General features: G+C 42.8%; 22 protein-coding genes. 6 read left to right on the top strand and 16 right to left on the bottom strand.

Translation table 11 applies throughout. The annotated features are described in order from the left end of the window. Window positions 1–4: 4 nt before the first annotated feature. The 8 genes from IGJ15_RS02480 to gnd all read right to left on the bottom strand — a co-directional run bounded on the left by IGJ15_RS02480 (window position 5) and on the right by gnd (window position 6,741). Window positions 5–460: a PTS sugar transporter subunit IIA gene (locus tag IGJ15_RS02480; RefSeq protein WP_010749946.1), complete on the bottom strand. Its 456-nt coding sequence runs from the start codon at window positions 458–460 to the stop codon at window positions 5–7. A 24-nt stretch (window positions 461–484) separates the two neighbouring features. Then, window positions 485–1,360, bottom strand: a complete 876-nt coding sequence (locus IGJ15_RS02475) for a hypothetical protein (protein ID WP_010749947.1) — start codon at window positions 1,358–1,360, stop codon at window positions 485–487. Window positions 1,361–1,462: 102 nt separating this feature from the next. Further along, the gene (locus IGJ15_RS02470; RefSeq protein WP_010749948.1) at window positions 1,463–1,969 is read right to left on the bottom strand and encodes a PTS system mannose/fructose/N-acetylgalactosamine-transporter subunit IIB; all 507 of its coding nucleotides are present in this window, start codon (window positions 1,967–1,969) and stop codon (window positions 1,463–1,465) included. 18 nt (window positions 1,970–1,987) lie between these two features. Beyond that, entirely contained in the window at window positions 1,988–2,845 is an 858-nt protein-coding gene (locus IGJ15_RS02465) for a PTS system mannose/fructose/sorbose family transporter subunit IID (protein ID WP_010749949.1), read from the bottom strand. Between the two features lie 19 nt (window positions 2,846–2,864). Next, a complete protein-coding gene (locus IGJ15_RS02460; RefSeq protein ID WP_005228432.1) occupies window positions 2,865–3,698 on the bottom strand; it encodes a PTS mannose/fructose/sorbose/N-acetylgalactosamine transporter subunit IIC in 834 nt (277 codons plus the stop codon). A gap of 11 nt (window positions 3,699–3,709) precedes the next feature. After that, the gene (locus IGJ15_RS02455; RefSeq protein WP_005228431.1) at window positions 3,710–4,813 is read right to left on the bottom strand and encodes an iron-containing alcohol dehydrogenase family protein; all 1,104 of its coding nucleotides are present in this window, start codon (window positions 4,811–4,813) and stop codon (window positions 3,710–3,712) included. Window positions 4,814–4,828: 15 nt separating this feature from the next. Further along, window positions 4,829–5,830 (bottom strand): D-isomer specific 2-hydroxyacid dehydrogenase family protein, encoded by a 1,002-nt coding sequence (locus tag IGJ15_RS02450; protein WP_010749950.1) that lies wholly within the window; start codon window positions 5,828–5,830, stop codon window positions 4,829–4,831. 11 nt (window positions 5,831–5,841) lie between these two features. Beyond that, window positions 5,842–6,741, bottom strand: a complete 900-nt coding sequence (gnd, locus tag IGJ15_RS02445; RefSeq protein WP_005228429.1) for a phosphogluconate dehydrogenase (NAD(+)-dependent, decarboxylating) — start codon at window positions 6,739–6,741, stop codon at window positions 5,842–5,844. Between the two features lie 152 nt (window positions 6,742–6,893). On the opposite strand from gnd, the gene IGJ15_RS02440 reads away from it, so the two are divergent. Next, window positions 6,894–7,745, top strand: coding sequence for a MurR/RpiR family transcriptional regulator (locus IGJ15_RS02440; protein WP_005228428.1), 852 nt, complete (start codon window positions 6,894–6,896; stop codon window positions 7,743–7,745). A 245-nt stretch (window positions 7,746–7,990) separates the two neighbouring features. On the opposite strand, the gene IGJ15_RS02435 is transcribed toward IGJ15_RS02440, so the two are convergent. The 3 genes from IGJ15_RS02435 to IGJ15_RS02425 form a co-directional block, all read right to left on the bottom strand. Further along, window positions 7,991–8,362, bottom strand: coding sequence for a YccF domain-containing protein (locus tag IGJ15_RS02435; RefSeq protein WP_010749951.1), 372 nt, complete (start codon window positions 8,360–8,362; stop codon window positions 7,991–7,993). A gap of 160 nt (window positions 8,363–8,522) precedes the next feature. Next, window positions 8,523–9,587 (bottom strand): DUF1002 domain-containing protein, encoded by a 1,065-nt coding sequence (locus IGJ15_RS02430; RefSeq protein ID WP_081116047.1) that lies wholly within the window; start codon window positions 9,585–9,587, stop codon window positions 8,523–8,525. 178 nt (window positions 9,588–9,765) lie between these two features. After that, window positions 9,766–10,779, bottom strand: a complete 1,014-nt coding sequence (locus IGJ15_RS02425; protein WP_010749953.1) for an acyltransferase family protein — start codon at window positions 10,777–10,779, stop codon at window positions 9,766–9,768. Window positions 10,780–11,014: 235 nt separating this feature from the next. On the opposite strand from IGJ15_RS02425, the gene IGJ15_RS02420 reads away from it, so the two are divergent. Beyond that, window positions 11,015–11,806, top strand: a complete 792-nt coding sequence (locus IGJ15_RS02420; RefSeq protein ID WP_010749954.1) for a helix-turn-helix domain-containing protein — start codon at window positions 11,015–11,017, stop codon at window positions 11,804–11,806. 47 nt (window positions 11,807–11,853) lie between these two features. Here IGJ15_RS02420 and IGJ15_RS02415 read toward each other — a convergent pair whose 3' ends face one another. After that, window positions 11,854–12,522: a CPBP family intramembrane glutamic endopeptidase gene (locus IGJ15_RS02415; RefSeq protein WP_010749955.1), complete on the bottom strand. Its 669-nt coding sequence runs from the start codon at window positions 12,520–12,522 to the stop codon at window positions 11,854–11,856. Between the two features lie 396 nt (window positions 12,523–12,918). Between IGJ15_RS02415 and IGJ15_RS02410 the strand changes: the two genes are divergently transcribed. From IGJ15_RS02410 to IGJ15_RS02400, 3 genes are read left to right on the top strand one after another with little or no spacing between them, the layout of a single operon-like run. Further along, window positions 12,919–13,893, top strand: a complete 975-nt coding sequence (locus tag IGJ15_RS02410) for an ABC transporter ATP-binding protein (protein ID WP_005234036.1) — start codon at window positions 12,919–12,921, stop codon at window positions 13,891–13,893. Then, a complete protein-coding gene (locus IGJ15_RS02405) occupies window positions 13,890–14,693 on the top strand; it encodes an ABC transporter permease (protein WP_010749956.1) in 804 nt (267 codons plus the stop codon). Before IGJ15_RS02410 ends, IGJ15_RS02405 begins: the two co-directional genes overlap by 4 nt. A gap of 5 nt (window positions 14,694–14,698) precedes the next feature. Beyond that, window positions 14,699–15,472: an ABC transporter permease gene (locus IGJ15_RS02400; RefSeq protein ID WP_005228413.1), complete on the top strand. Its 774-nt coding sequence runs from the start codon at window positions 14,699–14,701 to the stop codon at window positions 15,470–15,472. Window positions 15,473–15,527: 55 nt separating this feature from the next. Here IGJ15_RS02400 and IGJ15_RS02395 read toward each other — a convergent pair whose 3' ends face one another. The 4 genes from IGJ15_RS02395 to IGJ15_RS02380 form a co-directional block, all read right to left on the bottom strand. Continuing rightward, window positions 15,528–15,986 carry a PTS sugar transporter subunit IIA gene (locus IGJ15_RS02395; protein ID WP_081116043.1) on the bottom strand — a complete coding sequence of 153 codons (459 nt, stop codon included), beginning with the start codon at window positions 15,984–15,986 and terminating at the stop codon, window positions 15,528–15,530. A 13-nt stretch (window positions 15,987–15,999) separates the two neighbouring features. Next, a complete protein-coding gene (locus IGJ15_RS02390; protein ID WP_010749958.1) occupies window positions 16,000–17,166 on the bottom strand; it encodes an MFS transporter in 1,167 nt (388 codons plus the stop codon). Window positions 17,167–17,230: 64 nt separating this feature from the next. Then, a complete protein-coding gene (locus IGJ15_RS02385; RefSeq protein WP_010749959.1) occupies window positions 17,231–18,562 on the bottom strand; it encodes a 6-phospho-alpha-glucosidase in 1,332 nt (443 codons plus the stop codon). A gap of 28 nt (window positions 18,563–18,590) precedes the next feature. Continuing rightward, complete coding sequence (locus IGJ15_RS02380; protein ID WP_430599258.1) at window positions 18,591–20,162, bottom strand: alpha-glucoside-specific PTS transporter subunit IIBC; 1,572 nt, start codon at window positions 20,160–20,162, stop codon at window positions 18,591–18,593. Between the two features lie 179 nt (window positions 20,163–20,341). On the opposite strand from IGJ15_RS02380, the gene IGJ15_RS02375 reads away from it, so the two are divergent. After that, window positions 20,342–21,115 carry a MurR/RpiR family transcriptional regulator gene (locus IGJ15_RS02375; RefSeq protein WP_010749961.1) on the top strand — a complete coding sequence of 258 codons (774 nt, stop codon included), beginning with the start codon at window positions 20,342–20,344 and terminating at the stop codon, window positions 21,113–21,115. The last annotated feature ends 12 nt before the right edge of the window (window positions 21,116–21,127 follow it).

The raw sequence follows: 21,127 nt of genomic DNA, 5'->3' as shown, positions 1-21,127 counted from the left end.
GTTTTTAAAAATCATCGTCCTCATCAGTTTCTTCGCTACTATCATCTGCTGAAGAATTGTGCCAAAGCGCTACACTGTTTTCTCCTTGCTGGATCACTGCTGCCACCGCCTGTTCAATCGGTGTCGCCAAAAATTGATGATTGATTGCTTCTAATACCATCGGTAGATTCACTCCGCCGATCACATACGTCTTTTCCTGAAGTGGTTCTTCTAATTGATTGATCGTTACAACCGACTGATTGTAGGGACTCGCACTCAATAGATCAGCAAACACCAAGACACCGTCCCCTTGATCTGTTTCATGAATCGCTTCATGGATTTTGTTTCCCAGAAGTTGAATATCCTCTCCGTGGTTCAAATTAACGACCGCAATATTTTCGACACTGCCCATGATCACCTCTGCAGCATCTTTAAAACCAGTACTCAGCTGTCCGTGAGTTGCCAATACGATTCCTAACAAATGTTATTCCTCCTTTTTAGCTTCCTAACCAAATAACGCAAGAACTTTTTGCATATTCCTCAGATTCAGCTCTTTTTGCTTTAATTGTTTTCTAGGCAGCACATACGTCTGATCCTGCTGCTTTTCTGCACAAAATAAATAGTTAATACTGCCTATTGCTTCACTACTGTGTTCGATCGCCAACTGCTGCAGTTGCCCTTCATTGAATTGCTTGCCGATAGCTCGAATCGGAGCATCGGCACCAATAGAATCTAAATAATAAATCTTCGCATTCGGCCTTACTGAATCACGTAACACTTCCAACCCGCGTTCTCCGTAACTTCCTTCATCAAGAAATGCGAAGGCCGTCGCTGTTTGACTGTTTTGACTGATCAAGGACAGCAGCGCTAAGATAGAGGAGGTATTGCGGGTTAGATTTTGCTGAAATCCTGCCCCGCGGCTTACGCGATTTAATAGCAGAAAATAAATACCGACCCCTGAAGCAAAAAGTGCTGTTTGCCAAGACAGCAAGGGAAATCTCCCTGAAGCAAAGTGGATATAAAGCCAAGTTCCCAACAGCCCTAAAAGAATCATCACTGCTGAAGCAGTCAGAATAAATTGATTTGTTTTACGGCCTTGCTCCTGCCGATCAAAAAAATGGTAATCGCCGAAATGCTGTGGCGGTGTATCATAATATGTGCAGATGATCCGTTTTGCTTTGGTCAGATCGCCAACATACAAATTGCGTGAGGCGTTTTTTTTCGTGTGATCATACTCGATCACCTGAAGATCTTTGCGAAACGGGATGATATCTGCGATGAGTGCCTTCAAAAATCTTTGTTTGCTTTTATCCGTGGAACGCGATCGGTAGACATACCGATAACGAAAAAGCCAATCACGAAATGTTTCTGTTTGATTCATGGTGAATTCTCCTATTCACAAATTACTCACAAGGAAGGAGGAACTCTATTTTTATAAGATCCTCCGCCTTCCTCTTCAACAGATGACGAACGCGCTCAATGATTACAAATTGAACTGCTTCAACACATCTTTAAGGGTTGATTTCGGTGCAGAAGGTGTTGCTTGAAAATAGATTGATTCCACACCGTACGCTTCGTTCATTTCTTTGAGTTTTTGCGCATCAGCTTGATTTAAATAAACAGATTTTGTTACCAAGAGATCTTTCTCGGGATCTTTTTGGGCGATACCGCCTATGTTCAATTCTTTCATTGGCACGCCGTGTTTGACTAAGTCGTACATCACACTGATGGTTTTAGCGATCAAAATACAGTTGTAATCTTTGAAGTTGTATTCATCCCAGTAAAATTTGGCTTTTTCTGGTGTAACGACGATCGTTTTTTGCCCTGTGCGGCTACCGGCATTTTTGTATAATTCCCGCATGAACTTATCCTTAGCTACTACCTCATCCACTACAAAAATCGAGTTGACTCCGCTTTTTTGTGACAAGGTCATCATGACCTGCCCATGGATCAATCGTTCATCTACTCGTGCTAAATTTACTACACCCATTTTTTCCACTTCCTTTTCTTATAAAATACCGACACCGGCTAAAATAATCAGAATCAAGGTCAGCCATAGTAATGCTTGCGTGACTTTTAATCCTTTCTTTGTATAGAACCAGTAGATGCCCATTACAACTGCTAACGGCAAAATCCCTGGTACAATCTGATCAAGGATATCTTGGATAATAAATTCTCGTCCAGAAATATCAAACTGTAGCGAAGAACTGACTTTGACATAGTTTCCAGCCAGAACCCCCATCATAAACAAACCGAGAACCGACAGTGTTTCAATTGCGGTTTGGACGCCTGTACTCTGCATCAAACCAGTTGCATTGCGCCCCATCGAAAATGCTTGACAGGCGAAAAACATTCCTAGAGAAACTTGATACAGTGCAAAGCAAATGAATGGGAACAACGCACCTAGTGGACTTCCTTGCTGTGCCCAAGGAACAGCAATCGCAATAAAGATATATTGAACGGTTCCTGAGTCGATGGCATCCCCGATTCCTGCTAAAGCACCCATCAAACCAGCTTTCGTGTTGTACATCAAATCATCTTGCATCAAAATTTCTTTTTTCTCATACTCTTCTTCGGCTCGCTGCTGTTCCATCGAAGACATTAATCCAGTGATGACTCCGCCCCCCCAACTCAGTTGGGTATTGAAAAACAGCAGTTGGCGTTTGTAGGCAGCTTTCAGTGCCTCATCGTCTTTGTAAAGTTTGCGCAAAATCGGCATCATGGCGTATAAAAGCGAGGGTGATAAATACCGTTCAAATGAATGCGGGATCTCATTGGCGAAATGCCATCTTAGGTATGCTTTTGTGACATCTTTCTTCGTGATTTCTTCTGGTGCGCCTTGCGCTTTTTGAATTGTTTCGGTCATTACTGCTCCTCCTTATCGATTAGAACCCGTCATCATAGTCATCGTCATCATCAAAGGATGGTGATGCTGTATTCGTTTCTGGGGCTGGGACCAATTTTCCTTTTTGTGACTGAACAAAAATCAACGCGATCAAAATGCCAAAAATCGCATAGGTGACCATGGTAATTTCCAGCGAACTGAAAACTACACTCATGAAATAGGCCAAGAAGAAAAAGACCATATAATCTTTTCGACCGATCACATAGACGGTAGTTGCAATCCCGATCGCTGCCAATCCGCCGCCGACTACTTCTAAAATATGAATAACGACTGTCCCCTCAAGAGCATTGATGACATCAGCAATCAGCGGAGCGCCTAAATAAAGTGCAATAAATACCAGCGGAACAAATAAAATAAATGAAGCCAGCGTTGGGTATAAAATAATTGAACGCGTCATGGCCTTGGCATTAAGATCTTCTACTGCTTTATCCGTATACTTTCCTAAGAAGGTATTGATAAAGAAACGGAACTGATACAAATAACTCCCTAGCAACCCAACAGGAACGGCAACAGCAATCGCTGCTTCTGGTTGCAGATTTCCTAGCAAAGCTACCGGTACGGCAATCGCCGCAGCAATTGAAGGTTCCGCTGGCATGGATCCGCCAGGAGAAAATACCCCCATGTAAATCATTTGTAAAGCGGCAGTAACGATCATGGCTTGAGCCACATTTCCCATCACCAGTCCGACAACTAATCCCGTCATCAATGGTGAAAAACGTAAAGTCAGTGTGGCGCCTCCGCCGAGCCAACGAGACATGACTGCTGCAACCCATAGCGCAATCAGTAAACTTTGTGTAACACTTAATGTATCCATTTTTCCTCCTCCTAAACTTCTTTCAAATAGTTTTCTAAATCAAGAACAGCTTCTTTCAAGCGTTCTTTGGTGATTAAGACTGGAATCAAGTGTACTTTTTCTTTCGAATCTATGAACTGCACCAACTGATCGATGACTTGTGCATCTTCAGGAAAAATACCCATTTGATGTAAACTCATTGGTAAGTGCAATTCTTGATAAAAGGGGATCAACTGATCGATGACCGTCCATTTTTCTTCAAGGGCTAATTGATAAAACATCCCATAGGCAACCTTTTCCCCGTGAAGAAAACGATGACTTTCAGGCAGATATTTACTGATGGCATCATGCATCGCATGCGCCGCTGCATTGCGGGCATATTTATCGCCTAGCCCGCCTACCATTCCAGCAACTGCAATAACGATCTCCGACAAGTGACAAAAGGCGTCTGTCACTTCCTGCCGCTTCATATCTTCAATCGCTTGTTTCGATTGTGTCAAAATAGCTGTTTCGCATAATTTTGCTGTATAGCCTGCCATTTGCAAGAAGGGCTCATTTTTCAAATGTGGTTGGGCTAAGATTGCTTCCGATTCAATCCACTTTGCCAACGTATCTGCTAAACCGGCGATGAAGTAGGAGACTGGTGCATCGATCACTAACGTCGGATCGGTAATCAAAAAAGCAGCCTGTCTTAAATAGTGTTCCGACTTTCCTTCAGATTCTCCCGACTCTTTATACATGACAGACAAGGGTGTCCATGGTGCACAATTACTGGCCAATGTTGGGATCAGTCCAAAGGGTCGATTGACTACATGTGCTGCATATCCCACTAAGTCGGCTAACTTCCCGCCGCCAACCCCCAGAATAAAATCGATCGCCAGTTCTTCAACAAGATCAGCAATCAGCCCAGCGCCATAATAGCTGCATTCTCCCGTGTAGCGATGATAAAAAATTTCCAAATGCGCATCTTCTAAAAAGAGTAATTTGGGTTTTGCTTTTTCCCATGAAACCGTTCCATGTACGAGCAGCAGTCGTTTTACTTTGTACTCTTTTAATACTTCCGGCACATAGTCGATCGCGCCTTCATGGTAACGATAAACTTGCGGTCCAACCTTTACTTTTAAATCCGTTAGCACGAGTTTCACTCTCCTTTATACAGCCAAAAACCGACTTTCCGCTTGAACAGCACGGTCTGGCAGCAGCCCCTTAACGATTCGTTCAATATCCGTTACACATTTGTTTCCCATCTCTTCTAAGCATTCCATAGTATAAGCCGATGTATGCGGTGTCATAACTACATTTTCAAAAGCTAAATACGGATGATCTTTATGACCAGGCTCTTCCTCTAAGACATCGGTGGCAAGACCAGCGATTTTCCCACTTTTTAATCCGCTTACAATTGCCTCTTCATTCAAAAGTGCGCCACGGGCACTATTGGAGAGATATACTTGATCTTTCATTTTTGAAATTTCTTCAAAGGAAATCATATGATAATTTTCCTCCGTCAAGTTAGCACATAGACAAATAATATCTGATTTTGCTAGCAGCTCGTCTAGCTCGACTTTTTTTCCGCCATAGCTTTGAATATGCAAAGCGGACTTATATGGATCGTATGCCAAAACCTCGCAGCGGAAACCATTTCTCAATATTTCTACTACACAACTTCCAGTATTGCCGACACCGATCACCCCTACCGTCTTGTTAAATAAAGCCCGTCCGACAAAGTTCGCTCGTTTTTCCCATTGATCTTCGCGGACTTTTGTATTCGATTCAACTGTACAGCGCAGAAGCGCCAATAGATTGGTCACATTATTTTCTGCTACTGCATCTCGCTCGACCAAAGCTGGAATGATCGAAACAATCGTTTGGTGGTCCTTCGCTGCTTCTAAATCAATATTGTTATAGCCGATCCCGTGGCGTGTGATCAGTAGCAATTCATCTTTATACTCAAAAAACTCTTTGGTAAAAAATGGGGTAACACTTGCTATAATGATGTTGTATCCCTTAAGCTTTTCTGCCAATTCTTTCCCATTGATTTCGCTATCGAACGTGAAATGACTGACAGTTCCGATTGCTTTCAACCGCTCGATATGTTGCGGAAAGATTTTTCCAAAGCTGCTGGAATTCACTATAGCGATCTTAAACTGTTCCATATTCTTCCTCCTTATTCTTTTGCAACAATCTCGTGACCACCAAAACCATTCCTTAGCGCAGAGACGACTTTTGCTGAGAAACTGTCTTCTTCTTGGGACAAATTTCTCATAAACAAACTCATAGCGATCGTCGGTACAGCAACATTCATCTCCAAAGCCGTTTCCACTGTCCACCTAGCTTCACCAGAAGCTGCAACAACCCCGCGATATTCCTCCAACTTAGGGCTCTCATTAAATTGGGCCGCTGCGATTTCCATCAGCCAGCTGCGAATAACCGATCCATGATTCCATACCTCTGCGACGGAAGCCAAATCAAAGTCATAGGCACTTTGTTCAATCAATTGAAAGCCTTCACCAATGGCTTGCATCATTCCGTATTCGATACCGTTATGGACCATCTTTAGAAAATGACCGCTTCCTGATTCCCCTGCATAAAGGTAGCCTCCTAAAACAGCCACATCTGCAAACAAAGATTCCACCTCTGAAAAAGCGATTTCATTCCCGCCAATCATCAAACATGCATCTTTTCTAGCTCCGGAAACCCCACCAGAAGTCCCACAATCAAAGTAATGCACCTCTTTTTCTTTAAACCAGGCTGCTCGGCGAATCGAATCTTTGTAATTAGAATTTCCGCCTTCAATCACGATGTCTTTCGCTGATACAAGGGGCCATAGTTCTTCAAGAATCCCCTCAGTCACAGTTCCCGCAGGAAGCATCAACCATAAAACCCGTCGGCCGCTAAAAGAATTCGTCAAATCAGCTAGCGTTTGATAGAGTGTAATTCCAGCTTCTTGCGCTGTTTTCTGCGCATGTATCGAAAGATCCAGCCCTTTTACTTGATAACCTTGATCTTTTAAATTGAGGGCCAAGTTCAATCCCATTTTTCCAAGTCCGATAATTCCTATCTCCATAACAGCGCCTCCATTTCATACTTTCATTATACAAAAAAATATTTTTTTGTAAATATAAAAAATAAAAATAATTTTTATTTGCTTTTTTTCTTTAAAAGAGGTAACGTAACAATACAAAGATAATAATGTTCATATAAAGGAGGTAACCGTCTTTGACTGTTTCGATTCGCCTGCAAATAAAAACGCTTTATAAAGACTTAAGTCTCAAAGAACAAGCGATTGCCGACTACATTTTGGAAAATCCTAGTAAAGTCAGCCACAGTTCAATCAGTGATTTATCCAATGAATTAGGCATCGCTGATTCGACCTTTTTTCAATTCACAAAAAAACTCGGTTACAACGGATTTAAAGACTTCAAAATGGCAATGCTGATGCAGGAAAATGATTTTTCTGCCATTTCGATCCATGAAAATATCCAGAAGTCTGATAATGAATTGACTATGGCTCAAAAAGTATTTGATTCCAATATGACCACATTGACTGATACCAAAAATCTTTTGAAAGAAGAAGATTTAAAGCTTGCTGCTGCAATGATCAATCAATCTAAACGACTTTTTTTCTTCGGCGTTGGTGGTTCAGAGATCGTGGCAACCGATGCCTATCACAAATTTTTGCGCTCGCCGATCACTGTTTTTCACAGCAGTGATTATCACATCCAACTGATGGAGGCTTCATTGTTGACGCCAGATGATTGCGGCATTTTTATCTCTCATACTGGAAAATCAAGAGAAACCATTGAACTAGCTCAAGTTGCCAAAAACAATGGTGCCAAAATTATCGTCATTACTAGCCATGCTGCTTCCCCTTTAGCCAAACTCGGCGACGTGGTTTTCATCTCTATTTCCGAAGAAACTGAGTTTCGCTCAGAGGCATTGGCATCCAGAATCGCTCAACTGAGCATCATGGATTCCCTCTATGTCATCTTAATGTTTATTAATCGAGACAAAGCACAACAATCGATTGCCAAAATTCGGCGCTCCATTTCAAAAATCAAAGAACCCTGAGAAGGGAAGAAAAAACTTAGATTTTTCTGCGTTTCGCTAATTCTTTTGTGAATCACAGTTGATATGCAAAAAAACTTGTGCTTTTTTCTGTACTCTTCTTTGGTTTCTTATCAACTTTTTCAGTTCTGAATCTCAAATGCGCTGAGCCTGCCAAAAATCTTGTCCCTTACTCTCGCAAAAAAACCACATCACAAAGCTATCCGCTCTGTAATGTGGTTTTTTAAGACTATCTTTTTTTAGGTAAATCAATAACGACTAGACACAATCTCTGCTCCAAAGGGCATCAACGCTAAGCGCGCCATTTTCAATGATTGCGCCGCAAATGGAATGCCGATGATCGTGATGGCTAGAATGACTGCGCTAGCTAAATGTCCTAAAGCCAGTGGTATACCAGAAAAAATCAACCATAAAATATTGAGAATCACGGACACGCCACCGCCACGGTAAACGATGTCTTTCCCAAATGGTGCTAATGACAAAGTCGCAAACTTAAAACATTGCAGACCAATGGGAATGCCGATGATGGTGATACACCATAAACACCCAGCCAAAAACCATGAGATCGCACCGATTAAACCGCCAAAGACAAACCAAATCACGTTGCCTAAAAAATTCATCTGATTACCCTCCTTCTTTTTTAATAAAGACTGCTCCTGTTTTAGCAAAGAAAGCAGAGGACATCGTTAGCACTCAGATGTGCACTAGCGTCCCTGCACCTTCCCCTGCGCGCTTCTCTTTTTTCTTAATACAAGCGAAATACGTTATTTTGTAAAATGCTTATTGTCCAGAATCAACGGTTGATTCGCTGCTGTTATTTGATTCATTTGAGTCATTGCCGAAGACACCGGTGATCGAAGACCAGATGCCGCTAAAGAAGCTCTTGATATTTTCCCAAAGGCCCTTAGAGGTTTCTTCGATTTGCTTGCGAGCTTCTGACAGATCCAATTCTTTGATGAAGTCATCGAAGATATTGTTGTCTCGCATGTCGCTCATTAAAGAGGTCAATTCAGAAATTTGATTTTCCGTAACGATTCCTTCAAGTCCGTTGTCCTTCAAGGCTTTTTCTACTGTCTCTTGAATGTCTGCTTGAGTCAATTCCGTACCATCTGCGGTTTGAGCAGCCAAATCGGTTTTCGCTTGTTCTTGCGCAGCATTCAAAGCTTCATCGGAATAGCCTTCTTTGTCTTTGTTCTCTTCGGTGATCGTAGAAAGCACATCCATCTCATCTTGAGCTACAGCTACTCGATTCTGATTGATGACGCCGCCTGATTCTTCAACGATTTTGTAAACCCCAGCTAACGCACCGGAACCGTCGATCGGTACAGCAGAAGCAACCGTTAACTTCGCATCAGTGATCCCTGCCGTCAGCGCCGCATTTTGATACTGGGCTGCGGTGATGCGGGTAATGTTATCTGGTGTCGCGATATCGACAGTGATTCCTGCCCCGCTTTCTAGCGTCTGCATTCTGACCGAGCTATAGACCGCCCAATCTGCGGTAAAGCCACCATCGGGAATGTATTTCATCAAGTCAGCACCGTTTGTCGTATAAATCGGTGTTTCGCCTTGAATGCCCAGACGTTCAAGTGTGTAGTCTTCTTGTGCTTTCGTCAAGGCATTTCCGATCGCCACGGCATTGACTTGCAAACGATCTGAACTGCTGTCAGAAGTACTTGTTTGACTATCGGTAGTGGCTGTCGTTGCGGTAGAATTGCTCGTTGCAGTGGAACTGCTGGTCGTTGAATTGGTTTCGTCAGCAAAAACTTGTGGTGCTGCTAATAAAACTTGGCTAGATACCAAGAGAGTCGCTAAAATCATCGCTGGTTTTCGAGTCTGTTTTTTCATCACTATATCCTCCAAGTGTTGATCTCTTTTTCAGGGATTTTTTCCCTCTTACTGCTGTAATTGTACTATAGGTTTTCTTGCAAAGCCTACGTCTAGGGTCTGAAATGAAGAAAAACTTAGAACTCTACTGCTATTTAAAAAAGGCGTACTTTGGTATTATCCTTGGTACAGCAATACTTTAGACGCTTTTCTTTTCATCAACTGTTTTTTTAGCAAAACCAACAGTATAGGATTTCAAACGGCTGCCCACTTTCCTCAAACCAAGAAAGGCTCCCGTTAATGCTATCGTATAAAAGAACAACGGAAACCCTGCGAGTGAAAAAAAGACCTTCCCGGTTTCTAGAAACAGCGGGTGACTCAGAAAGATCAATCGACTAGCCTCAGCTGCTTGTTTTGCTTGCCAAGTCCGCTTTGGGGGTTGCTGCTTGATCAGCCAAGCAAGGAAAAAAAGAGTCGTCGGCACAAAAAACAGCATGAAATTCTTATCGTCCCCCTGATTGAGATACACCAGTCGACCTTCAATGCCTAATAAGCAAAGAGAGACCGCGAGTTTTCTGCCAAGATGCTTCGTAAAAAAAGGGTGTTTTTGGTGTTCTCTTAAACAAACCCCACACAGTAAAAATAAAAACCCATAAAAGAGTCCGTTTCTCGTTGTAAAAAATAGTGTCCGATAGCTTTGATAGCATACCAATAAAGGTCCACTTAAATAACTGCTGTACGTTTCAAGACAGCCAATCACATACAAACTGATCGCCAGTAAAAACTGCCGCCGATAGCCAAGAAAGCGAGTTTTTCGTACTAACCACATGCCAAAGAGCAACGCTGGAAAATACCAAAGATGGTACCAGACCCCTACTGTAAAAAAGCCAGTAGCCAAACCGATGACCCGTAATGAATCAGCAAGATTTTGCTGCCCTAAATAAAACCAGCCTAAGGGAAGATACACGATCGACCAACGCAAGTAAAGCTTGAGTTGTCGTTTGCACCATTGCTGCCATGAACAGGTACTCTTTTGAAAAAAATAGCCATTCAGCAGCAGAAAAAAAGGAACTGCCAAACGACATAAGAGACTCTTTAACAAAAAATGAAGCCCGTTGTTTTCTGCCAGTCGACCACAGTGAACGAGAATCACCAGTAAGGAAGCGATGAATTGGATGTAGCCAATTGGAACCATAGGTTGTTTTGTCTTCATTCAATCGTTTCTCCTTTCTCTGTCAAATTTGATCAAACATCCTTCACTTTACTGGCCCTTTCTTTTTATGACCAGCACTGAAAGCTTCCAGAATAGAAAGACAGTGCAACAAGTAGAAACATTGATAAATAAAGGATGTTACCCTTTGTTGCATCGTTAATTTCATAGATCCTCGTTCGCATAGAAAAGAGTTTGCTATAATATATAAGAAGAATGATGGAGGCAAAACAGACACATGGATATTGGGAAAATTATTAAAGAAGAACGCACCAAACGAAATCTCACGCAAGAACAATTGGCGCAGGAATTTTTTGTCACTCGGCAACTGATTTCAAAATGGGAAAACGGCAAGAGCTATCCTGATCTAGATCAAGTAGTCAAGTTGAGCAACTATTTTGAATTGACCTTGGACTATTTATTAAAAGAAGACAAACAGATGGTCCAAGAACTCAATCTGACCACCCACCGCAAACGAATTGGCCTCGTATTGATCGCCCTTTTGACTGTTCTCAGTATTAGCTTAAGTACGATTTTGCTGGCAGGATTTTGGATCGATCCAGTCTTTTTCACAAAAGAAGACCTAGCGATCACTTCTATTAAAAAGTACCACTTGCCTGCCACTGAGATAACGAATCAGGAAACCGGACAAGTGATTCAGCTGCCTGAAGATACGGAATACTTGATCACTTATACGATCGATCGGCCGCTGGTAAAAACGGGCCGTCTGTCGGGTTATAAAGAATACAGCAGCGAAAATGCCAGTCAATTAACGGCTTTTGGTCATCGCGGTTTTCATTTTGGCACGCAAACAAGCAAAATCGTCATTCGCAGTAATCGCGAAGACAATTTAGCTGCACCAGAATTAAATGCAGGCAAGGATCTTTATCTTCGTAATATGAATAAAGCGCGCGTCTATCAAAAATCAGCAGCTGGTGTCGCATTTTCTATCGAAGATGAAGGCGACCTCCTCTTTACTGCAGAAGAACTGGCGCAATTGCCCTTTGAACAAGGACAGCTGCCAGAGTAAACAAAAACCACCGAATCGTTTTGATTTGGTGGTTTTTGCTGACTTTCTTATCCTAGCAAGATCATTGCGATCGCCGCCAAGGCGTTATTGAGAAAATGCATGGCGATGGCTGTTTCTAGACGCTTAGTTTTTACATAAATCAACGCCATTATCAGTCCCATAGCACCATAAATCAAAAACTCGACCAGATTGGTGACGGAATGGATGATACTAAAAACGGCTACACTTGAAATGATCCCGACTATCGGGTATTTCTTGAATAAAAGGCCGATAAACCCACCACGGAAAACGATTTCTTCCATGATTGGCGCCGCCACAGCGATCAATAGGAAGATCAAAAGCGGATTTTCGCCTGTAAACAGTTCCCCTAACAATGCATCATTCGCGGTCGCCTCTTGATCCGATATATACTGCAGATACATGGTACCACCAACAGCAACGACTCGACCTAAAACAAAACCACCGATGATCCATAGCCAGTTGCGCTTCGTTGACCAGCCAAAGTCAAAGGTGGCAAGTCCTAGCTTCCGAGCCAAATACATCAGTAGGCCAATGTTTGCCAAAAGCAAGGCAATCAACCCATAGCTCATCATCGCAGGAATCCTCGGTTCTCCGGCTTCCAAATAATAGATTTTTACCACACTGAATACGGTCATCCCTACTTGACTTAGTAAGAATAAGCCAATCAAAATAAATAAGTTCTTTACTGCTTTCATGCTCTCCTCCATCGTTTGCTCATTGCATTTTGCAGGATTGGGTTACGACAAACCATGACACAGCCCATCACTTGGTTCCCCATATATCCAGAAACTGCTTAGCCGCTATCGGCTTGTTTCTAATGATACTGAGTTTCCTCAGTATTTACAACAAATAAAAAATAAAAACAGTTATTTTGCGTATTTTATCCAACAAACCACGTTTTTTCTTTCGCTGCTCTCAAAAAAATATAAGTAGTATTTGAAAAAAGCGCTCTCTTATGCTACACTGTTCCTACTTTTGTTTGGCTGACGAACCGCTGCCCCAACCATGTTCGTTTGGACCAACTCGTTGCGAGTATTCGATTTCGAATGCTCTTTTTGTCGCGTTTGTCAAAAGAAAGTGAGTGAATCCAAATGATCCAAGTAGAACACCTCAGCAAGACCTTCCAAGTATCCAAGCGAAAAAGCGGCTTTCGCCAAGCAGCCAAAGCCTTTCTTTCTCGTGAAACCACCACCGTCCATGCGTTGCAAGACATCAGCTTTACCATCAATGAAGGCGAAATGGTTGGCTACATCGGGCCTAATGGTGCTGGAAAAAGTACCACCATAAAAATCATGTGCGGGATTTTGACCCCTGATCAAGGCATTTGTCACATCAATGGTCGTACGCCTTGGCAAGAACGTATTCAACATGTCAAAGACATCGGCGTCGTCTTCGGGCAGCGCAGTCAACTCTGGTGGGATGTCCCCGTCAATGACAGCTTTGATTTGATCCGTGATATTTACAAAGTCGACGCTGCTAGTTATCAGCGCAACCTAGAAGAATTAGTCACCTTACTAGATTTAGGTGAGATCTTAAAAACCCCTGCTCGGTCCTTGAGTCTCGGTCAGCGTATGCGCTGTGAGATCGCCGCCTCCTTACTCCATGACCCCAAAATCTTATTTCTTGATGAACCCACCATCGGTTTAGATGCTGTATCAAAGATTGCCGTGCGTCAGTTTATTAAAAAAAGAAACCAAGAAAAAGGCACCACAGTCATCCTGACGACCCACGATATGCAAGATATCGAGGCGCTGACACAGCGAATTCTGTTAATCGGCAAAGGGCAAATTTTGCTGGATGGTCGCCTCGATGAACTAAAGCATCGTTTTTCTGATGTCAAAACGCTGGAGATCGACTATCAAGGGAATGAACCTCATCTGCCAGAAAACGTCCAGCTGCTTCAAAAAGACGTTGGTCGCCTTGTTCTGAAACTTGATCCCAAAGAAGTGTCAGTCGCTCAGCTGCTCAGTCTGCTCAGCAATCAAGTCGAGATCACCGATTTGGCCGTTGCCAGTATCACCGCCGAAGAAATGGTCGCCAAGCTGTATCAGGAGTATCAGATATGAGGAAGTATCAGGCATTTTTCCGCATCCGCTTTATCAACACCTTGCAATACCGCTCGGCGGCGATTGCCGGGATGGCTACGCAACTAGCTTGGGGCTTGATGGAAATTCTGGCATTCCACGCCTTTTACCAAGCAGATCCTAGTGCCTTTCCCATGACCTTTCAACAAACCGTCTCCTATGTTTGGCTCCAGCAAGCCTTCTTGTCTTTATTTATGTTGTGGTTCTTTGAGGCAGAAATTTTCAACACCATCACCACAGGGTCGATTGCCTATGAACTTGTGCGGCCGATGGATCTATACAATCGCTGGTTTTGCCAATCGGCTGCCAATCGCTTAGCAAAAGCCGTCTTGCGTTGCGGACCGATTTTTGTGATTGCCTTTTTACTGCCAGCACCTTATCGTTTAATTCTGCCAGCAAACATCGTTGCCTTGTTCTTGTTTCTTTTGTCCATGGCGCTGAGTTTAGGTGTAGTGATCGCTATGTCGCAGCTGGTCTACATCTCGACTTTTTATACATTATCCTCCATCGGGGTGCGGGTCGTCATCAGCTCCATCGGTGAATTTTTAGCTGGTGGGGTCATTCCTCTGCCTTTCTTTCCGCAGCCTTTTCGCCAATTCGTGGAACTACTGCCTTTTGCTTCCATGCAAAACGTCCCGCTGCGAATTTACAACGGGGATCTGACTGACTTGGCGCTGGTTTCAGCATTGCTCTTACAAGCCTTTTGGCTCGTACTTTTGATCGTGATCGGAAAAATTTGGCTGCAGCAGGCGCTCAAACGTGTCGTTGTGCAAGGAGGTTAAGGAATATGGTTTATTGGCATTATTTTTGTATCCATCTCAAAAGTCAGATGCAGTATAAAGTTTCCTTTGTGTTAACCGCTTTGGGACAATTTCTAGGCTCCTTTACTGCTTTTTTAGGCATTTGGTTTATGTTTACCCGGTTTCATCAAGTGGATGGCTTTACCTTTGAGGAAGTCCTACTTTCCTTTGCAACGGTTTTGTTTGCCTTTTCGATTGCGGAATGCTTCTTTCGCGGGTTCGATCTTTTTCCGCAAATGATCAGTAATGGCGAGTTCGATCGAGCACTCGTGCGCCCTCGCTCCTTGATTTTTCAAGTCTTAGCTTCCAAAATGGAATTCTCGCGTCTCGGCCGTTTTATTCAAGCCTTGCTGTTGTTTGCTTATGCGATTCCTAATAGTGGAATTGCTTGGCATTTTGGAAATGTCCTGACTCTTTTTCTGATGATCGTCTGCGGCGCCCTCTTTTTCGCCCTATTGTTCTTAGTGTATGCCGCCATTTCCTTCTTTACGATCCAAGGACTTGAATTTATGAATATTTTTACCGATGGTGCCCGCGAGTTCGGCCGCTACCCCTTCAGTATCTACGGAAAACACGTCTTGCGTTTATTGACCTACGTCGTGCCGATGGCTTGGTTTCAGTATTATCCGTTTCTGTATGTCATTGGTCGCGTAACTAATCCTTGGTGGATCTTATCACCCTTGGTTTGTCTACTCTTTGCCTTTCCCGCCTTCTTCTTTTGGCGAGTAGGTTTGAAGAATTATATTTCTACGGGTTCGTAAAGAAAAAGGAGCGCCTCTCTTTGAAACTAAGAGAATGCGCTCCTTTTTTATTCGGTTATTTCAAGTGAAAAACAGCCTCTCCTTGCTGAATATCGCCATCTGTTCGCAGGCAATTCCCGCCTTGTTCCTCCATGAAGACAACGATCACCATGGTCTCTTTGCCCATTTCCTCAACTGCTGCTACATCCATTTCTGCCAGCAACTCACCTGTCGTGACTGACTGGTTTTCTTGGACCGCGATCGTGAAGGGCTCCCCTGCTAACGCCACTGTTTCAATTCCCATATGGATCAAAAGGGAACGGCCATCCACCAACTCAACGGCTAAGGCATGCTGTGTTGGAAAAATCGTTCGAACCGTCCCGGCTGCTGGTGCATAGATTTTTCCGTGATGATGAGAAACGGCAAATCCATTTCCCATCATTTTAGACGAAAATACCTCATCTGGTACTTCTTCGATCGGTAGCAGTCGGCCTGTTGCCGGTGCACAAATTTCTATTTTTCTTTTAAAAAGCATCCGTAATTCCTCCTTAGATTGCCGACAGTGTTCTCTGACAGCTAGAATAGATAAGAAAAGCTACGAAGGGCAATAAACCAAAGATAAAGATGGCAGTATCGAGGGACAGCACCTGCGAAAGAAAGCCGCCAGCTAATGGCGAAAGAAACGATGCCGCACCAATGTACACACTGATCGATATCAGTTGTCCAGAAGAAAAAACAGCTGGCGGTGTAATAGCACTGATAATCATTCGACTGCCGATGGTAAATGCCGGTACAGTGAAAAACTGCAGAAAACTGGCTGCCAAAAGTAAGAATGGGCTACTAGCAAGCCAATAGACAAAAAATTGTAAGGTTAAAAATATGCCTGCAATCAAAATCAAGCGCTCATTTTTCCATTTAGCAATCATGCGATTCAGCAAAAGGTACGCTGGAATTTCACAAAAGGATTGGATCGACCATTTCAGACCAACAAATTCACTGCCTCTTTCCATTGTAATCAGCTTGTCGATAACGACCGTATTGTTCGCAACGATTGTCAAGTACAAGAGAAAGAACAGTCCCGTATAAACCAAAAAGCGTCGGTCTTTGCATAACAGAAGAATGTCTGCCAGCGAGACACCGCTGTTTGTTGCTGTTCCTTGCTTTTGCGGTAAGGCGTTTTTCTCTGGGATCGTTCGTGAAAATGTATAATTGATAAGCAAAAAGAGGAGCAGCGGCAAACTAAACCAGCGATAATTATTGGAAAATAAAAAGAATGGCACGCAGACACTCATCATACTCCACCCTAAAGAGCCGTTTGCTTTGATTGAAGCAATTCTTTTTGAAGTACTGGACTCCGATAATACCCAGTTATCGAGCACCGTTGCTGTTGTATTGGCTAATCCACCCGCAATAGCCAATACCAGAAGATGGATCAGCCAGTGGTCTTTTCCTAACCAATAAAAACTAATGGAGAAGAAAACCAGAAAGATCATCAGAAGCATCGAAATACGTTTTAATCGTTTGCTCTTGTCCGAATAATAGCCGATCACTAACTGAAAAAGAATTGTCGTGATGCTGTAGGAGGCTAAAAACCAGCCTCTTTCAAGCGCATCATAGCCTTGCTCAGTTAAAAAAGGAACGATTTGTGTCATCAAAATCGCCATCGTTGCATATTGAACAAAATAGATTACTTGAAATTTGTGTTTGATTTCCATTCTTTGTTTATGATCGGCTGAAGGAAATTCCTTCAGCCGATCCCTTTCCTTTTACCTGCTGGACCTATTTTAGTTCTGGCCAATATGGTTCGTTCGCCACAATCATTTCATCTAATATTTCTTTGGCGACTTTCGCACTTGGTACAGTTTTGTTCATAGTAAAGGACTGCCATAATTTTTGGTAAGACTCTTGTTCCCAAGCATCAACTGCCAATTTTTCAGATGCGATCTGCTGCTCCATCAATCCCTTTTGGAATGTTGGAATATCACCGATCGACAAGACTTCGTAGCCATCTTTTCCAACTAGACAAGGTAGTTCCACCATTGCATCATGGGCAAAGTTGGCAATTGCGCCGTTGTTTTCAACAATAAGAATCATGCGTTCTTTCGTATTAAAGGTTAGTGCGCAAGCAAGGTCTGTAATAAAGGACGCATGTTCGTTTGAGGCAAATGTTGTATCAACTGCTGTGTTGTTTGCAACGATTCGTCGGCATTCATCAAACACATACTTCTCTCGTCCGTCAATAATCTCATTGGCACGGGTATACTCTTTGTCCGCATGAGCCACCGTTTCATCAGCCATCAAATAATATTTCAGATAGGTATTCGATAAAAATTCTGGTTCAATTTCGTGCAGATCTTTAGCCGCCCACATCGTTTCCAGCCAACTGCTTTCTTTATGCTGGCCTTTTTGTGTTTGTTCGGTGTAGCCGTACTTTTGAACATGCGCACTGATTTGTGGCATTAAGTCATTGCCGTCATGGTCTTTGATGCTGGTCCACCAACCAAAATGATTCAAGCCGAAATAGCTCGTCTCAAATTCTTTCCGATCCTTCAACCCAATCACTCGCGCCATGATATCTTCCAAACAAACTGGCATATCACAAATATTGATGATTCTTGAATTTGGTCGGAATCTTCTGGTCGCTTCGGCAACGACTGCTGCTGGGTTAGAATAGTTCAAAAGCCAGGCATCTGGCGAGTATTTTTCCATGTAGTCGACTAGTTCTAAGATCGGTCCAATCGAGCGCAGGCCATAAGCTAAACCACCAGGTCCGCAGGTCTCTTGTCCGACAACATTATGCCTGAAAGGAATTTTCTCATCTTGTTCCCGCATAGCATATTTGCCGACACGAAGCTGTGCCATCACGATATCCACATCCGTAAAAGCTTCCTTTGGATCGGTTGAATATTCGAACTGCACTTCTGGCGCTCGCTCAGCAATAATGATTGCACAAGCTTTTGCTACGGTTTCTTGACGCTTTTCATCGTTGTCATAGAATTTGATTTTTCTAACTGGAAAGCGCTCTTGACTTTCTAATAACATCATAACCAGCGATGGTGTATAGGTACTTCCGCCACCTGCAATTAAAATTGAACTTTTTTTCTTACTCATGGTACTTGTTCCTCCTTGTGATTCTGTTTTATTCGGCCATTAGTTCTTCGAATGATTCTCTAACCGTTGGTACCGTTAATCCTACAATGATTTGAATGCCGCCATTTCCCGGGTTGACCAGTCCTGAGGCACCTGCTTCTTGAAACTGCGTACTATCTGCAACTTTGGCGGCATCCTTAACAGTCAAACGCAGGCGTGTCGCACAATTCGTTACATCAATGACATTGTCTTTTCCACCTACCAAGTGCATATAGGCCTGTGCTTGCCGCACATGTTTTGGTAATTTTTCATCTTGCTTTTTGTTGTCATAATCTGCTTTTGTATACAACTGCATTGCTGCAGTATCATCCTCACGTCCAGGCGTTTTTAAGTTGAACTTCTTGATCATAAAGGAGAACACAAAATACCAGATAGCGGTAAAAATCAGCCCGATAATGATTTGGGTAATATAAGTTGAACTGTGAAATTTCCACAAGGGCAGCCAATTTAGACCTAACCAGTTGATCAATCCGCCGCCAAAGTCCCCGACAACCCCGAAAGCATAGGAGATTGTGGCGATCGAAGCATCCAGTAAAGCATGAACAAACCATAATGCTGGTGCAACAAACAAGAAAGTAAACTCGATTGGTTCAGTGATTCCGGTCAAAATAGCCGTCAATGCTGCCGGTGCAATCAATGCGATCACTTTTTTCTTTTTATCAGGCCGAGCCGCTTGGATCATCGCTAAACTCAGACCTGCCGTTCCAAAGACTTTCGACATTCCTGATAGTGAGAAACCGCCAAACGGATAGAGCTCTTTCAGCGAAAACGCAGTAGTTTGGAACTCGCCAATGTGGGAGGCCCAATAAACGGCCATTCCCCCTTCGACAACCGCACTGTCATAGGCAAACGGTGCATAAACAAAGAGATGCAAGCCTGTTGGAATCAGTATTTTTTGCAAGAACTGATAAATAAAGACACCGAAGTTTCCTGATTCAATGAAAAAGCCTTGCATGCTTCTCATTCCCTCTTGGATAACTGGCCAGACAAAACACATGAGTACTGCCAAAGGAACCATGGCAAAAAAGTAAATCATGGTTACAAAGACTGAGCCACTGAAATTCGACAGCATTTCTGGCAATTCTTTTTCATAAAAGCGATTGTGGAGATAGACAACGATTCCCGAAATCAGCAAGCCGCCCATCATGCCGGTATCTAAGGTGATGATTCCCGCAATCGATGTCAACCCAGAACCAGCAGTTGCCCCTTGAGCTAAATCCACCGCAAATGATTCTGGCCACAAAGTTAAAATTGCATTTACAAAATAATTAAAAGCGATATAAGTAACGAGTGCTTCCATCGTAGCGCGGGCGGCGTATTTTTTAGCTAGACTGATCGGCAGCCCTACTACAAATAGAAGTGGCAATTGGAAGAAGGGTGTCCAGCCTCCTGCTGCAATCACATTCCAAAATTTGAACCAGAGGGTATCCGGTGCTGCGATGTCCCCCATGATCGTTTGATTCGAAAACAGCAGAGAAAAGCCGATAACGATCCCAAAAAAGGAAAACAGCATGACCGGTGCCAGCATCGCTCCGCCGAACCTTTGTATTTTTTTCATCATAGTTTTTCGTCCTTCACGTTTTTAGTTAAGCGCTTTACTGATTCTCATTTTACTATTAAAATGATGCTATGAAACCCTTTTCCGTTGTTTAAAAGTTTCTCACATTTGAAAGGTTTTTTTCACATAAAATGTGAATTGTCACACAGAATCAATGGAGAGATAAAATGAGGAGATAGCCTATGCTGCAAGACCGTATCACTACCTACCAGTCAAGATTAACCGAGAATGACTTTTTGATCTGGTCCTACATCACAACTCACAAAAAGCACTGCTTGGCAATGTCCATCAATGATTTAGCCAAGGAGTGCATCGTTTCTAGGACGACGATTATGCGCTTTTGTCAAAAAATCGGCTTTGATGGCTTTTCAGAATTCAAATACCATTTAAAGAACGAGGTACAACAAGAAAATGCCCTACTCTCTGAGATTGAAGGCGAAATTCTCGACAATCATATTCAAACGATTGAAAATTTAAAAAAGAAAGATTTTACAGCATTGTGCAAGATGATGGCTCATGCCAAACGAATCTTTGTCTATGGTTCAGGGGACATTCAAAACCTTGTTTCCAATTATATGAAACTCTTATTTTTGCCTAATGGACTACTTGTCTACGATTTTGGTGCGATCTCAGTCAATGAACAATTTTATCGCATCATCGAGCCAGATGATTTAGTGATTTTGATTACTTTAAATGGTGAGTCACCCACCGTTGTCAAACTAGCAAAGCAACTGAAACAGCGCAACATCAACACGATCGGGATCACGAAGCTGAGAAACTCAACGGTTTCTAAACTCTGTTCTGAAACGATTTTCTTTTTAAATCCAGAGATCCAGTCAACCGAAAATGCGATCGCTCCCTTTGAAACGACCGCCACACTTTTCTTTGTGATCGAGTACTTATTGTTAAAATATGATGCTTGGCAAAAACAAGCCGCAAGCGTCTCAGAGCCATAAAAGTTCTCTTGG

The sequence above is a fragment of the Enterococcus sp. AZ079 genome (assembly GCF_050547255.1).
GTDB classification, from domain to species: Bacteria; Bacillota; Bacilli; order Lactobacillales; family Enterococcaceae; genus Enterococcus_D; species Enterococcus_D casseliflavus.
The sequence above is the reverse complement of the archived record's forward strand: the minus strand, read 5'-3'. Positions and strand labels throughout refer to the sequence as shown.

Coding starts and splice junctions, on each gene's coding strand:
- IGJ15_RS02475 (WP_010749947.1), bottom strand. CDS start 1,360: ATGAATCAAACAGAAACATTTCGTGATTGGCTTTTTCGTTATCGGTAT.
- IGJ15_RS02470 (WP_010749948.1), bottom strand. CDS start 1,969: ATGGGTGTAGTAAATTTAGCACGAGTAGATGAACGATTGATCCATGGG.
- IGJ15_RS02465 (WP_010749949.1), bottom strand. CDS start 2,845: ATGACCGAAACAATTCAAAAAGCGCAAGGCGCACCAGAAGAAATCACG.
- IGJ15_RS02460 (WP_005228432.1), bottom strand. CDS start 3,698: ATGGATACATTAAGTGTTACACAAAGTTTACTGATTGCGCTATGGGTT.
- IGJ15_RS02450 (WP_010749950.1), bottom strand. CDS start 5,830: ATGGAACAGTTTAAGATCGCTATAGTGAATTCCAGCAGCTTTGGAAAA.
- gnd (WP_005228429.1), bottom strand. CDS start 6,741: ATGGAGATAGGAATTATCGGACTTGGAAAAATGGGATTGAACTTGGCC.
- IGJ15_RS02435 (WP_010749951.1), bottom strand. CDS start 8,362: ATGAATTTTTTAGGCAACGTGATTTGGTTTGTCTTTGGCGGTTTAATC.
- IGJ15_RS02430 (WP_081116047.1), bottom strand. CDS start 9,587: ATGAAAAAACAGACTCGAAAACCAGCGATGATTTTAGCGACTCTCTTG.
- IGJ15_RS02425 (WP_010749953.1), bottom strand. CDS start 10,779: ATGAAGACAAAACAACCTATGGTTCCAATTGGCTACATCCAATTCATC.
- IGJ15_RS02420 (WP_010749954.1), top strand. CDS start 11,015: ATGGATATTGGGAAAATTATTAAAGAAGAACGCACCAAACGAAATCTC.
- IGJ15_RS02415 (WP_010749955.1), bottom strand. CDS start 12,522: ATGAAAGCAGTAAAGAACTTATTTATTTTGATTGGCTTATTCTTACTA.
- IGJ15_RS02410 (WP_005234036.1), top strand. CDS start 12,919: ATGATCCAAGTAGAACACCTCAGCAAGACCTTCCAAGTATCCAAGCGA.
- IGJ15_RS02405 (WP_010749956.1), top strand. CDS start 13,890: ATGAGGAAGTATCAGGCATTTTTCCGCATCCGCTTTATCAACACCTTG.
- IGJ15_RS02400 (WP_005228413.1), top strand. CDS start 14,699: ATGGTTTATTGGCATTATTTTTGTATCCATCTCAAAAGTCAGATGCAG.
- IGJ15_RS02395 (WP_081116043.1), bottom strand. CDS start 15,986: ATGCTTTTTAAAAGAAAAATAGAAATTTGTGCACCGGCAACAGGCCGA.
- IGJ15_RS02390 (WP_010749958.1), bottom strand. CDS start 17,166: ATGGAAATCAAACACAAATTTCAAGTAATCTATTTTGTTCAATATGCA.
- IGJ15_RS02385 (WP_010749959.1), bottom strand. CDS start 18,562: ATGAGTAAGAAAAAAAGTTCAATTTTAATTGCAGGTGGCGGAAGTACC.
- IGJ15_RS02380 (WP_430599258.1), bottom strand. CDS start 20,162: ATGATGAAAAAAATACAAAGGTTCGGCGGAGCGATGCTGGCACCGGTC.
- IGJ15_RS02375 (WP_010749961.1), top strand. CDS start 20,342: ATGCTGCAAGACCGTATCACTACCTACCAGTCAAGATTAACCGAGAAT.